Source organism: Mesorhizobium sp. M0960, assembly GCF_040319055.1.
GTDB lineage: Bacteria > Pseudomonadota > Alphaproteobacteria > Rhizobiales > Rhizobiaceae > Mesorhizobium.
On record NZ_JAMYNN010000001.1, the window covers coordinates 160,445 to 173,914 of the forward strand.

The following is a 13,470-nucleotide window of genomic DNA, read 5'->3' on the forward strand; positions in this document are numbered from 1 at the left end:
CTACCTCAGCTTCAAGCCGGATTGTTTTTCGATACTCTTGAGAGTGCCGATCGGGATGTCGCGCTTGGGATGCGGAACCGTCACCCGGCCCGGCTTGGCTTTGTGCTTGAACTGGGCGTGACTTCCTTTTCGAGCCACTTCGTACCAGCCATCCGCCAGCAGCCTATGAATGACATCGGCGCTCTTCATGTTGTGTATAGATACACACAGAAGGGCTAAATGTCCATGAGATTTGCGGCAGATTACGTGCGCGGTCCAGTTGAACCTTCCTCATCCCCAAAAAATGGAGATACCAGATGACCCGAGGTCTTCCCCGGACGCTTTCGCGTGCCGCCGCCAGAGAAGCCGGCCTTGCCCCGCCCAAGGCGGGGCTTACCGCCAGGACGACCGGGCAGGGCGGCGCCTACCGCACCGTCTTCTCCTTCAATGCCATGCCGGTGCCAGTAGCAGATGCGCTGGCCTATGCCAGCCAGAAGCTGTTCGATTTCCTCGACGGCAAGGTGCGGATCAAGGGCGGCACGGCAAGGTTGCAGTTCGCCGTGCTGACGCCGCGAGCCTCGACCATCAACGACAATGCCGCGCTGACCTGGTCGCTCGGCTCGACGGCGGCGTCGAGTGCTGCGCTCGCCGGCACCATGGTCAATGTGCTGGGCGCGACCGGCCGTACGCTGGATGGCGCGGGTGCCGCGCTGTCGAACGCGTCGATTGCCGATGTTGCCGCAGCCGCTACGCTCGACGGCACCGTGACGCCGGTCGACCTCTATCTCAACCTGGCGTTTGCCACCGGCACGGATATCGACGCTGACGGCACGGTTGCCGTCACCGGCACTATCACGCTGCTCTGGGAGAACTGGGGCGACAATATCTAGGTTCCCTCCAGATACGGGTGATTGGCGAAAGCGGAAGTGACGGCCAATCTCCCCCCGCGTGGGGGAGATGCCCGGCAGGGCAGAGGGGGGCGCTGTCCCGCCGGCTTATCCAGCTGATTCGTGCTTGCAATCTTTCCCGGGGCGTTGGTGACGAAGTGCACCGGATCCTCGCGTTCCTTCGCGCCCCCCTCTGTCCTGCCGGACATCTCCCCCACGAGGGGGGAGATTGGCAGCTTCGCCATCGGCTCTCCTCTGAAACCTCAACAAAAGGAATCTTCTCATGACAGATCTGGCAGACGCCGGGTCCGTGGTGGCGGCGCCACCGGCGGGCAACCTTGCACGGCCACCGGCCAACGGGGACAACGGGTCCGCCCCGCCTACGGCCAAAAGTTGGTTTGACGGTCTTTCCGAAGGCAACCGCAAGCTTGCTGAAACCAAGGGCTGGACCAAGCCTGAAAGCCTCGATCGGGTTCTCACCTCTTATGCGGAGCTGGAGCGGCAGCAGGGTGAGAGCCTGCGCGTTCCGGCAGCCGATGCAGCCGCGGAAGACTGGGACAGGTTCCATGCCCGACTGCCCGAGGCGATGCGTCCGCTGACCTCGCCCGACAAGGTCGAGTACAGGCGCCCCGACGGGCTCCCCGAAAACTTCGCCTATTCGGACGAGCTCGCCAATGCGTCCAAGGCCTGGGCAGTCGAGGCAGGTGCTACCCCGAAGGTCGCGCAGGCCTATCACGACCGCTTCGTCGGCTACATGGCCGAGCAGGCCAAGGCACAGCAAATCGCCGTTGCCCGCTCGGTCGAGACGACCCACGACGACCTTGTGCGGGATTGGGGACCGACCGGCAGCGATGGCTTTCGCCAGAAGCTCGAGGTCGCCAACAGGGCGATGAAGAAGCTCGGCCTGGTCAATGCCTATAAGGCGAAGGGCATCCTTCTGCCGGATGGCGCCTTGACCGACCCGCAGATCGCCAAGGCGTTCCACGCCATCGGCGAGGCGATGTTCCGCGAAGACACGATCGACGGCGGCGCGGCCTTGAGTGGAGGCAATCCCTTCAAGCGCAATGCTGCCGGCGAGCGCAACCTGACCGGCATCTCGGCGCTGGTCAAAAGCGACCCCGCCCGTGCCCGGCGGCTGGCACGCGAGGCCGGCGAAAACCCCGATCTATGGATGCCCAACAACCCTCTCTGAAATTGGATCATGATCTTTTCCGAAAATCGGTTTCCACTTTTCTGGATCATGGTCCGCCAATCTCCACAAACCTGACGGAAGACAAAAATGGCAGACGCCTATACCCGCATCGCGGACGCGATCGTTCCGTCCGTCTATGCGCAATACTCGTTCGAAGAGCATGTCCAGTCGCTCGACATCTACCAGGCCGGGATCCTGTTTTCCGACCCGGCCATCGCCTCGAAGCTCTCCATGGGCGGGCGTTCCGTCGACATGCCCGGCTGGAAGGATCTCGGCAACGATCCCTCGGAGCCGGTCAATGACGACCCGGCCGACTCGATCGAGATGAAGAAGATCGGTGCGCGCCGCGAAGTCGCGGCCCGCAATGTGCGTGCGCAGGCCTGGGGCATCCCGGACCTGACTTCGATCCTTGCCGGCGACGATCCGCAGAAGCTCATCGTGCGTCGCCAGACCGACTACTGGCAGCGCGCCAACAAGCTGACGCTGCTCGGCATCCTGAAAGGCGTGCTGGCCGACAACATCGCCAATGACGGCAGCGATCTGGTGCGCGTTACCGGTGCTTCCATCGTCGACACCGACATCATCGAGGCCGCCTATCTGATGGGCGACCGCGCCGACAAGTTCAAGACGATCTGGATGCATTCGAAACAGATGAAGGCGCTGAAGCTCGCCGACCTCATCGACTATGTGCCGTCGTCCGAGCAGGGCGGGCCGCTGATCCCCTATTACATGGGGCTCAGGGCCGTCGTCGATGACGATATTCCGGTCGCCGGCGGCGTCTACACCGCCTTCATGTTCAAGGACAAGGCGATCCTGTGGAACGAGCTGCCGGTCAACACCGAAGGCGGCCCGCTCGAGTTCGACCGCAAGCCGCGGCAGGGCCATGGCGGCGGCGTCACCGAAATGGTCGGCCGCCGGCATTTCGTGCCGCATGTGCCGGGCACCCGCTTCCTCGACGCGTCCTCGGCCGGCGAATTCGCCACCGATGCCGAGCTGGCACTGGCAGCAAACTGGGACCGCACGGCGTCGAGCGTCAAGCACATGACGTTCATCGCGCTGAAGACGATGGAGGCCTGATCCGGCCGGAAGGGGCGGGCATCAGACGTCCCGCCCCTTCTGGACACCAGGTCGGCCGGTGTGGCGAATCCCAAGTTCACCCGCTGCGCCGCGCCGGAGTGATGCGAATTTTGCGGTTCGCCACAACGTTCATGTTGCTCGTTTGGCCAATCGACGGCACCAAACAGTTACAAGAAAGGGCGATGCTGCCTTGTCTGAGCAAGGGAGGTAACTATGAACGTGAAGTACAAAACAGTTCAGGAAGTGCTCCGAAAAGCGGGCATTGTCATGAGCAAGAAGGGGGAAGTTCATCGCATAAACTTCTTCAGCGGTCTGGAGGACACCGCCTACTACACACCAAGTCTTCAAGATGCCCTGGACAAGGGCTTGGCTCTGGCGGGAGGTGCCGGAAGGGTGAAAGCAAGCGTCTTTGCCAAGTCAGCCGAAACAGGGATCTCGACCGGCGCACGCATCGGCTGACACAATCCAGGCAAGACATCGCCGCATTGCGCGGCGGTGTCGTGAAACTGCAACAACCGAAGCATTGCCGTCTTCCTCGCTCGAATGGAAAAAGACGGATCACGCAGCACGTGCCACCCATTCCCTGACGGGCGGCTGGCATCGTGACGGCTCCATGCACGAGACGTGCAACGTTCTGCCCAAGCAACAATCACAAAGAATCCCCAGCCGCCTTGAAGCGGCTTTTTGCCGTGGAGGCACCATGCCCCGTTTTCCCCGACCAACCACACAGACAGAGGCCTGAGCCATGGCCATCACCCCGCTCGATATCGCCAACATGGCGCTCGCCGTGCTCGACGAGGCGCCGATCGACAGTCTCGACCAGGACGCCAAGGCGGCGCGTCTGCTCAATCTGCACTTCGACCTGACCCGCGAGGCCGAATTGACCAAGCACGCCTATGTCTTCGCTATCCTGGCGGCCTCGGTCGCCGGCTTCGACACCGGCAGCGGCGCTGGCACGCTGAACTTTGCCTATGAACTTCCCGCCGACTGCCTGCGGCCCTTGCCGCTGACCCATAATGGCGAGCCGGACGGCGTGCCGCTCTCATGGCGGCAGGAGGCCGGGTTGGTCTATTCCGATCAGGCCGGGCCGCGCCTCATCCGCTATATCGCTAACCTGACCGACCCCAACGACTGGGACGCGCTGTTCACCGAGGTGCTGGTTGCGGCGCTCGCCATCAAGATCGCGCATCCCTTGACCCACAAGGCCGGCATGATCGACGTCGCCCGCAGCGCCTATGACAGGGCGCTGGATGCCGCCTACTCGGCCAATGCCATCCAGCGGGGCGGCAGATTGTCCGCGATTTCCTGGGCTTTCCAGCGCGGCGACAACAGGTTCGTCGGCCGATGACCACGCTCTATCCGGTCCAGGACGCTTTCATCCGCGGCGAGATTTCTCCCCGCTTGCACGCTCGCGCCTCGCTTGAGCTCTACCGGGCGGCGCTGTCCAAGTGCACGAACTTCGTCACGCTGCCGCATGGCGGCATCAGAAAGCGCGGCGGCACCTATTTTTGCGCGGAGGTGAAGGCTCCGTCAAAGGCGACACGGCTGATCCCGTTCATCTTCTCGGCCGATCAGGCCTATGCGCTCGAATTCGGCGACCTTTACATCCGCGTCTACGCCTATGGCGCCCGCGTCGGTACGGTCGAGGTGGCGGCCCCTTATCTCGAGGCCGATCTCTTCGACCTGCAGTTCGTCCAGTCGGCAGACCAGATGTGGATCACCCACAAGGATTATCCGGTCAAGGTGCTGACGCGCACCGCGCACACGACTTGGACGCTCGCCGATTTTGTCTTTCTCGACGGCCCATACGACAAGATCAACACCACCGCCACGACCTTGACGCCGGCCGCAACCGGCAACGCCATGCCGGTTATGGCCTCGAATACGCTGCCAAGCGGCACGGTCAGCAACAGCAACGGCTCATCCGACGTGTGGCAGGCTTTCGGCGGCGACAAGCAGGAGGGGGTGGACATAGCGGGATTTCCGAGCGGGTATCTGCGCTGCCAGTTCGGCGGCGACGAGGCCAGGGCAGTCGACGCCTACTGGATTACCGCGACGAATGATCACTCAGACACTGTCTCGCCGACCCAGTGGCAGTTCCAGGCCTCGCACAACGGCACCGACTGGACGACGCTCGACAGCCGGGACGGAGAGACCGGCTGGTCCAAATCGGAAACCCGCTTCTTCGACGGCTTCAACAACACGGTTGCCTACGAATTTTATCAGCTGCTGTTTTCGGGCGGCGACAGCGACGGAACCGCTATCGCCGAACTGGCCCTGCACGAATACGCGCCGTCGCAAACGCCGTTTGATCTCTCGGCCTCCTCGGTCGTCGGCATCAACGACGGCACTGGATTCCAGACCAGCGATGTCGGCCGCGCCATTCGTCTGCTTGGCGCAGATGGCTTCTGGCGCTGGGCCAAGGTCACTGCCCGCACCAGCATGACGGTGGTCACCGTCCAGTTGTATGGGCATGCTCTTCCCGATCTCAGCCCGATCATCCGCTGGCGTCTCGGCACGTTCGTGCCCGGCAGGTACGTGCAGAGCGGTTCGCTTTACGAGGAGCGCCTGGCGTTCAGCCGAAAATTCTCGGTCTATGCCTCGCAAACCGGCGATTTCGACAACTTCGCCACCGGCGAGAAAGACACCGACGCGCTGGAATTCGTGCAGGCCGGCGGCGGTCAGGCCAATGACATTACGTGGGTGGCGGAATCGGACGGTGCGCTGATCATCGGAACGCTTGGCGGGGTGAGGGCGCTGTCCGGCTCCGGCATCGACGAGGCGCTGACACCGTCCTCGTTCAAGAACCGCCGGTCGCGGACCTTCGGCTGTGCCCCGATGCGTCCTGTCGATGCGGGGCAGTCGTTCCTCTATGTCACCCGCTCCCGCAAATCGATCGCCGAGTTGACACAAAACGCCACCGGCCGCTTCACCTCCGACGACGTCGGTCAAATATCGGAGCACATTCCGAAGAAAGGCGTCGTCGAACTCGCCTTTCAGACCGACCCCGACCCGCTGCTCTGGTTCCCGCTCGGGAATGGCGAACTCGGCGGCTACACGCACCAGCCGTCGCAAGACGTGCGCGGCATGCATATCCACCAGATCGCCGGAAGTTTCGCCGGATCGAACTGGGCCGTTGTCGAAAGCGCCGTGGTGACGCCCGGCCAGGACGGCAATGACGACCTGTGGCTGATCGTCAAGCGCACGATCGGCGGCGTGACCAGGCGCTATATCGAAATAAAGACCGTGCCGTTCGAATATGCGGCAATCGAGGACGCTTTCGAGATCGACTGCGGGCTGACCTATTCGGGTGCTGCCGTCAATGTCGTCTCCGGCCTCGATCATCTCGAAGGCCAGGCGGTCGACGTGCTGGCCGGCGGCAAGGTCTACAAAGGGCTCACGGTCGCTTCCGGCCAGGTGATGCTGCCGGGCGGCGCCACCGCCGCCAAATGGCAGGTCGGGCTCGGCTACCAGTCCGAGGCCAACACGCTGGAGCTGGACGTCGGCGGCCGCGACGGCTCGATCGTCGGCCGGCGCAAGAAGGTCGCCAAGCTCATTCTTTCGCTGCTGGAAACCGACATCGCCGGGCTTCAGGTCCAGTCGTTTATCCGCGGCCGATGGGAGCAGGTTCGCATCCCGTCCGCGGTTGCTCCGGGTGCCATGGCGAAATTGTTCACCGGCAATGTCGAGGTGCCGATCGACGACAGCTGGGAAGGGCAGGGGCGGGTGAAGATCCGCCACGTCAATCCGACGCCCTGCACGATCAGGGCGATGACACCGGTGTTCGACGCCGAGCCTTAGACGCATTGCAGGTTGGCGAAACTCTTGACTACGGCCGATCTCCCCCCTCGTGGGGGAGATGTCCGGCAGGACAGAGAGGGGCGCTGTCCCGCCGACCAATCGTAATTACGTCCTTATCCATTCTGGCCTGACCGCAGTTAGCTAAAGCCGCGATCCTTCGCGCCCCCCTCTGCCCTGCCGGGCATCTCCCCCACAAGGGGGGAGATTGGCAGCTGCGATGTCCTCCCTCAAGAAGGAAATTCTCCAGTGACCCAACTCCCCCATGCCGAAGACCTCGGCAGGGCGCGGACGGCTGCCGATTTTGCCGCCGTCATCGCCTTGCTCGACACCGACCTCAACAATGCGATCGCCCGCAAGGGCGAGCTGGAAACGGAAAAGTTTCACGCGATCTTCGGCGCCGGCAATTTGACGGCGGCGCGTGCCGCATTGGACGACTGCACCGCTGAAATTGCGCTGATCGAGAAAACCATCGAGGACGCGGACGAGCGCCGCGTTGGCGCCCCCCTGGACGAACCCCCCGCCGAACCCTGCGCTGACACGCCGCCGCACGGCGACGAGGTCAGGACAAACGCCGAGGCTCTCGGCGAGCGCTGGCGCACGGTCCACTGGCTGATCGAGCAACTGCGCCAGGAGCTGTTCGCGGCCGATGCCTTGAGCCGCGCCGTCACCGCCGCCAACGGCGTGTTCGATGCCGAAGGTGGGGTCAAAGTCAACCTGACCACCATCCGGCGCACGGCCATGGCCGGCCCGCGGGCCGCCGCGCCATCGCGGCTCAGCCGCCCGGCGATCCAGGCCGACCGGCTGCTTTTGTCCTTCCTCAGTCCCGGCGGCGTGCTCGACCGGCGCCCTTCGATCGGCGCGCCGGTCGACGGCATCAAAAGCAAATTCATTCCCGCCGGCGAACGAGGCTGACCATGTGCACACTAGCTCTTATCGGCACGGCGCTTTCGGTCGGCGGCGCGCTGGCGGAAGGCCAGCAGTCCAGGCAGATGGCCGACTACCAGGCCAAAGCCTATGAACAGCAGGCGCGGGCCGACGCTCAAAGTTCGGCCTTCGAGCAGGGCCAGGAGCGCCACAAGCAGGACCTGCTGCAGGCGCAGGCGCGTGCCCAGGCCGGCGCTTCGGGCGTCGCCAGGGCGGGCTCGCCGACCGAGGTGCTGGCCGCCAACGCCAGGCAGGGCCAGCTCGACCTCAAGGCGATCCAGTACGGCTCGCAGCTGCGCCAGAACGGTCTCGCCACGCAGGCGGCGATCGCGCGCTTTTCCGGCAAGCAGGCAGTGGGCGCCTCGATCTTCAAGGCCGGCGGCAATCTCGTATCGGGCATCTCCGGCCTCTACGACCCGGCCAAGGCGGTGACGTTCGGCAGAAGCGCCTTCCCGCCGGCGCCGGGTGGAGGCCTCTACTGATGGCCACCATCCCGCTCCAGCTTGCCCAGCGCCGCCTCGATACCGGCACTGTGGCCTCCTATCCCAACGGCTCGCCGGTGGGCGCCGCCATGCAAGGCTTTGGCGACGAGCTGTCGGCGATTGCCGAACGCTTCCGGCAGCAGAAGCAGCAGCAGGATGCGTTCGACGCCGACATTATCGGCCGCGAGCTGAACGCACGCATCGCGCACGCCGAGGCCGTGGCGGTGCAGACCGCGCCGACCGACGGCGGCGGCCTGCACGACTTCATGTATGGCCAGCTCGATCCGCGCAGCGACGGCGTCGTCAAGCCCGGCCTGTTCGACCAGATGTTCGACGACACCGCGGCGAAAGTGCCGGAGGGCGAACGCGCCAATTTCCTGGCGCAAAAGCAGGCGTTGCGGCTCGCCGGCTCGGCGCGCATGGCCGCGCAGCAGCAGGCGCGGCGCCAGAACTATGAGCAGGCCGAGTGGAGCAAGGTCGAGGACGGCTACACAAGCGCCATCGCGCAGGGCGACCCGCCCGATAGCGGCACGTTCGAGGCGATCCGGCAGAGCGGGCTCGAACTGATCGGCAAGATGGGCAACCCGGTGGCCCGGCAGATGGCCGAGGCCGCCTGGCGCAGCAACACGGCCAAGGCGCTCGCCCAGGCGATGATCGCGCGGGACCCGAAGCGCGCTGCGGAGGTGCTGGGGACTGGGCCGGGTGCCGGCCGGTTGGCCGACCTCACTCCTGACGAGAGGCAAGCGTTGGTCCGACAGGCTCACGCAGCGGCGGTACGGGTGGCCGAGGTGCCGGCCGGTATCCAATAGTTCCCTCGAAGCCGAACCGCGCCTTGGCTTCAGATTAGCGCCAAGGGCCGTCTCCCCTCCGGTTAACTGGAGGCGGGTTGAAATTCCCAGTTTGCTCGTCAAAACCGCAGGAGTGGCATTTCCAATGAGTTCTTCCGTTGTACGTTCCGGTGTTGTGCAGCAGCGATTTGACGCCCTTGTTATAACAATTGGCACATATCTTATGAGGCGGTTCGCCGTTCTCCATGCCGCTCTTCAGGCGGTACATCAAAATACCGGGTGGCAGTTCTTCAAGCTGATAACGCTGTTTCTCAGCTTCCCATGTTTCGAAGCGTCGCACTTGTGCTTCAAGCTCGCTTACGCTGCCGGCCAGCGTCGCATAAGCTGTCTGCGCTGTCATGATCCTGTCCTGCAAATCCATGACAGCGTTATTCCGAATGTTCGCGGCGTCCATCTCCTTAAGAGCCTTCGCCAAATCGAACATGGTCTTAAAAGCGGCTATACCCGCAAAGACTTCGCCCACCATCGCCATACCCCAAGAATCGAGAGATGAGGAGCATACTTCTTTTTTCATACTTTTAGCAGTCGGCGTCTTTTGTTTAGGCGATACCGACTCACCCGAAGATGATGAGGCTAGACAATCGGCCGGCTAATTCCTCGGCAGGCTGTGGATCTCAAGCCTGACCGGTCCGCCTCGATCGCAACTCGTGCAGAAGAGCGCTCGTTCCACGGTGCTGAACAGCGCATCTTTTCCATATCGCCGGATGAGACTCGCGGGCTTTACTTCGGCATGGTGCGAACAGTTTTTGCACCATGCTCTCAGGGTATGCCATTCGCGTAGATCGCCAAGGGAGGCATCGAGGCCGGCGTGGACACTGCCGTCGACTATAGTCTGGGACTCAACCTTCGTCTCGCCGGGTGTTATGATCCTCTCCATTACATGCCGGCCGTTGTAATGAATGAGCAGCATTCCGGGCCGCCGGCGGATAGCTGCCTGCCATGCGGCTTGGCTGACCACCGAATCCGGCGACCGCCCGATGGTCTCGACCAGCCGTTTTTCATCGCGGTCCCAAACCTCGATCCGGAAATTGTCCTCTGCTGTTTTTGCCATAGCTTCGCCGGCCAGCGCTTCTGGCGCCTCGCCACCATTCCTCCCTGCTCAGATGAAAGAGGAATAAGGAATGTTTTCCTCTCAGGTCAAGAGGCCCTTGACCCTATCGTTCGCTTTTTGTTCACTTTGGCAAATCGAGCTAAATCAGGGAGCCGATTCATGCGAGCACCGCGGCGACGGCAAGGTCTCTCTGAGGAAATGATGATTATCCCGCCAAGGCGACAGGGCGAATACGCTAATTGCTTTTCACAAGAAACTCGAGGCTGTGAATCGCGGGCATAGAAGTGATATTCTATATTTTCATGATCTGTTCTCGTGTCGGGAGGCATATGAAGGTGGTCATCTGACTCAGCGAAAAGGATTCGCGCCCATGACCCTGCTTCAAATCGCCTACGCAATGCTTGCCGTTTCGTATATCGTCGCCGTTTTGGCGCTGGCGGTGGGACATTGATGAGTACTAATCCGTTTGTCGGGGTTATCTTCTTCGGCTTGTCGGCCAAGCAACCGAGCTGGAGAGCGGCCTTTTGGAGTGAAACGGCGGCTTCTAAAAAGCGGCGCACGTAGCCGCGAAACTGCGTCAATATTGATAGTGTAGGGCGCAGTCTCCTAGGCGCAGCCCCAGAGCTAAGGTCGGAATCGGCTAGATGCGCTAGCGGAAAGGTCAGGGCCACAAGGGCGCACGTGACGGTAAATTGACAATCTGAAAGCGCGAATGCTCGCCCGACGGGCCCTAAACGACAACAACAAGCAAAGGGAAATGCCAAAGGTCGAGGCGCAGATGGCCATTGCGCGCGAGGATGCGCTTGGACCGATCTTGACGATCGCCAGACCTGCGCCAGAATCATGACGATGAACGACCCGGCCTGTGACGCCCGGAACTGCCTCAACCTCATTCGCATGGTCATCGAGGAGAAGTGCCCGCCCGGCGTGCTGCCGAGCGAGGAGGCCGTATTGGGACTTTACGGTCCCTTGCCTATCCATGAGGCCGAAGCCCTTGCAAAGGCAATCATCGATACTGTCGAGAGGCTGACCCGCGACGCAAAATGAGCAAGAATGTACGCCTTCTCACCCCGACTATCGCCACTGAATGCGATCGCCGCTTGAGCGGTGACTAGATGCATTACTCCTCCTAGCAAGTAACACCGCCCCCGCACGACATAGAACTATGAGCAGCTTGGCAAGCTGCCTGTCGACTTGTGTACAAGACGCCGCCGTCGCCATAGTCATCTGGACAGAGGTTCTGAGTTCTATTTACGACGATACAGTCGTCGTGCCCGGAGCTCTGGCTCATGCAATAGCCCCAGTGATCTTCCTGGGCCATAAGTGTATCTTTCTTTTGATCCGCATCTTCAGCGAGCGCGGTAAAGGAAAATATAACGGCAGCGGCTAAAATAGAATAACGTACTTCCATGTCATCCCCCTATCGACACTAGTTTGTTCTCCATGCCACCCAAGTAGCGGTAGCAGCTACCCGAGCAAAATAAGTAGCATAGTCTGCGTCCTCCGAATACAAGTTCCTCTCTGATCGCCCCGCGTCTCGCAGCAGCGCCGCGGGAGGCCGCCACTCGCAGATTCCGGGTCTGCGCAACTCGGCGGCCCAGTCTTGCGAGATATCTAGGTTTAGGCGTTGCGGATTAGCAGCCTGTTATTTTTTGGCAATTGGCGTATTTCGGATCACCGCTCTGCATTCGTCGGCAAGCCTCCTCCCTACTCCCTCCGCCATCCCCAATTCTTGTCCAAGGGAAGACGCACACGCCAGCCCCAGTGGTCCAACGACATTGCAAGAAGGTGCCATTTGCCCCTAGCTGTCCACAGATTTGGATGTCCTCTGCAAAGGCTGGTCGCCCGAAAACTAGAACGGTGCTGAGTAGTATTCCGCTGACAAGCAGGTTTACCGAAATCTTCATGAGTCCCCCCTCTCAAGATTACGAAGAACATCATATCAGGCCGCTTGCAATTAGATAGGCCTCACGTGTCGACGCGCGGCTCGACAGGAGTGGTAAGGTATTGGCCGGCCAATCGCCGCTCCTCGAACTTGCCAGATTGACGCGGCAAGCTTGGATCACTCATCGACCCAGAAATCCTGCAGCGAAGCGTGCCGAAGGTCTTCCTCGCCCCTGAGATGTTTGACGCGGGCTTTGATCCCCGGCTTCACCCATTGCGTTGCCGGCCGCTTTGGCATGTTCTTTGGCGGTGGGCCGGCATGTTCCTGGACCCGCTTCCACAGCCGCTCGCGCATTTCACGATTGACGCTGACGAAAGCGCTGCCGACATATTTGCGCGTGCCGGGCTCGGCCATCAGGGCGAAAGCCGGTTTGCCGCGCTCGCGTTCAACGCCGAGCAATTCGTATTCGCCAGTTGTGTAGCACTTGGTTTTCAGCCAGTTGTTGGTGGGGCCGCTGACATACTTGCTCTCTATTCGCTTAGACACCATGCCCTCTAGGCCGGCCTTGTCTACCAAATGATAGATCGCGTTTGCCTCGCCTGGCAGCGCCTCGCTGAATTGAATACGGCCACCGGCCTCTATCACGCCGGCGAGGATTTCGCGTCGCTCCTCCAGCGCCATGTCGCGTAAATCATGGCCGTTGAGGTGCAGCAGATCGAAGGCGACGAAATAGAGATCGTGCTGGCGCCGGGTGATCGCCTTGCGCAACTCGGCAAAGTCCGACAGGCCTTTGTCATTGAGGACGATGATTTCACCGTCGATGATGGCGCTCTGGACGTCCATCTCTTTGGCTGCCGCAGCCAGGTCGCGGTATTTCGATGTCCAGTCTAGGCCATGCCGGGTGAAGATTCGCGCGCGGCCGGCGTCGATGATGATCTGGGAGCGGTAGCCGTCGAACTTGACCTCGTGACTCCATCCGACGCCCTGGGGCGGCTTCGCTACCAGAGTAGGCATCATCGGAGGGATGAACTCTAGACCTCCGGCAGTCGGTCCCTTTATCACGACTAGGGTCTAGGTCTTGGTATCTCGTAACGCATCCCTCGAACGGGGGATGATCGTCAAAGGTAGTCACCCGTCGTCGGTAGCGACAAGCCGGTAGCGGAAGTGGTTACGAATGTGATCGTTAAAGTAGCGGCCCTTGGCGAAGGCCGCTTTGAACGCAGCATAGGTCTCCGGCGGCACGCCCTCAAACTCGTACCGTTTGCCACTGGCTACGAACCAAACCGAAAGGATTCTATTCTTCGGATCGTATTCCGTTCTGCGTATCGACGTGGATGGCATAAC

At 61.7% G+C, this 13,470-nt stretch carries 15 protein-coding genes; 10 read left to right on the plus strand and 5 right to left on the minus strand.

Annotated elements, in window-relative coordinates; all coding sequences use genetic code 11:
* Positions 1-189, minus strand: coding sequence for a type II toxin-antitoxin system HicA family toxin (locus NKH63_RS00890; RefSeq protein ID WP_352496017.1), 189 nt, complete (start codon positions 187-189; stop codon positions 1-3).
* A 107-nt stretch (positions 190-296) separates the two neighbouring features.
* Here NKH63_RS00890 and NKH63_RS00895 point away from each other — a divergent pair, with 107 nt between their 5' ends.
* From NKH63_RS00895 to NKH63_RS00935, 9 genes are all read left to right on the plus strand, one after another.
* The gene (locus NKH63_RS00895) at positions 297-869 is read left to right on the plus strand and encodes a hypothetical protein (RefSeq protein ID WP_352589717.1); all 573 of its coding nucleotides are present in this window, start codon (positions 297-299) and stop codon (positions 867-869) included.
* Between the two features lie 280 nt (positions 870-1,149).
* Entirely contained in the window at positions 1,150-2,058 is a 909-nt protein-coding gene (locus NKH63_RS00900) for a hypothetical protein (RefSeq protein ID WP_352589720.1), read from the plus strand.
* 87 nt (positions 2,059-2,145) lie between these two features.
* Positions 2,146-3,135, plus strand: a complete 990-nt coding sequence (locus NKH63_RS00905; protein ID WP_023718156.1) for a hypothetical protein — start codon at positions 2,146-2,148, stop codon at positions 3,133-3,135.
* Positions 3,136-3,348: 213 nt separating this feature from the next.
* Positions 3,349-3,594: a hypothetical protein gene (locus tag NKH63_RS00910; protein ID WP_352589722.1), complete on the plus strand. Its 246-nt coding sequence runs from the start codon at positions 3,349-3,351 to the stop codon at positions 3,592-3,594.
* A 286-nt stretch (positions 3,595-3,880) separates the two neighbouring features.
* Positions 3,881-4,483 (plus strand): phage connector family protein, encoded by a 603-nt coding sequence (locus NKH63_RS00915; protein WP_352589725.1) that lies wholly within the window; start codon positions 3,881-3,883, stop codon positions 4,481-4,483.
* On the plus strand, positions 4,480-6,936 hold the full coding sequence (locus NKH63_RS00920; protein WP_352917599.1) for a phage tail protein: 2,457 nt from the start codon (positions 4,480-4,482) through the stop codon (positions 6,934-6,936). Before NKH63_RS00915 ends, NKH63_RS00920 begins: the two co-directional genes overlap by 4 nt.
* Before the next feature lie 246 nt (positions 6,937-7,182).
* Complete coding sequence (locus NKH63_RS00925; RefSeq protein ID WP_352917600.1) at positions 7,183-7,848, plus strand: hypothetical protein; 666 nt, start codon at positions 7,183-7,185, stop codon at positions 7,846-7,848.
* A gap of 2 nt (positions 7,849-7,850) precedes the next feature.
* On the plus strand, positions 7,851-8,342 hold the full coding sequence (locus NKH63_RS00930; RefSeq protein WP_352917601.1) for a hypothetical protein: 492 nt from the start codon (positions 7,851-7,853) through the stop codon (positions 8,340-8,342).
* The gene (locus NKH63_RS00935; RefSeq protein WP_352917602.1) at positions 8,342-9,151 is read left to right on the plus strand and encodes a hypothetical protein; all 810 of its coding nucleotides are present in this window, start codon (positions 8,342-8,344) and stop codon (positions 9,149-9,151) included. The genes NKH63_RS00930 and NKH63_RS00935 overlap by 1 nt, the downstream gene beginning before the upstream one ends.
* Before the next feature lie 34 nt (positions 9,152-9,185).
* Here NKH63_RS00935 and NKH63_RS00940 read toward each other — a convergent pair whose 3' ends face one another.
* Positions 9,186-9,704 (minus strand): hypothetical protein, encoded by a 519-nt coding sequence (locus NKH63_RS00940; protein WP_352699859.1) that lies wholly within the window; start codon positions 9,702-9,704, stop codon positions 9,186-9,188.
* Positions 9,705-9,779: 75 nt separating this feature from the next.
* Positions 9,780-10,241, minus strand: coding sequence for a hypothetical protein (locus NKH63_RS00945; protein WP_352724593.1), 462 nt, complete (start codon positions 10,239-10,241; stop codon positions 9,780-9,782).
* A gap of 843 nt (positions 10,242-11,084) precedes the next feature.
* Here NKH63_RS00945 and NKH63_RS00950 point away from each other — a divergent pair.
* Positions 11,085-11,288, plus strand: coding sequence for a hypothetical protein (locus tag NKH63_RS00950; protein WP_352505481.1), 204 nt, complete (start codon positions 11,085-11,087; stop codon positions 11,286-11,288).
* A 1,015-nt stretch (positions 11,289-12,303) separates the two neighbouring features.
* Here the strand turns inward: NKH63_RS00950 and NKH63_RS00955 are convergent.
* Positions 12,304-13,143, minus strand: a complete 840-nt coding sequence (locus tag NKH63_RS00955; RefSeq protein WP_502896285.1) for an ATP-dependent DNA ligase — start codon at positions 13,141-13,143, stop codon at positions 12,304-12,306.
* Between the two features lie 111 nt (positions 13,144-13,254).
* Positions 13,255-13,467 carry a KTSC domain-containing protein gene (locus NKH63_RS00960; RefSeq protein WP_352917603.1) on the minus strand — a complete coding sequence of 71 codons (213 nt, stop codon included), beginning with the start codon at positions 13,465-13,467 and terminating at the stop codon, positions 13,255-13,257.
* Positions 13,468-13,470 lie beyond the last annotated feature (3 nt).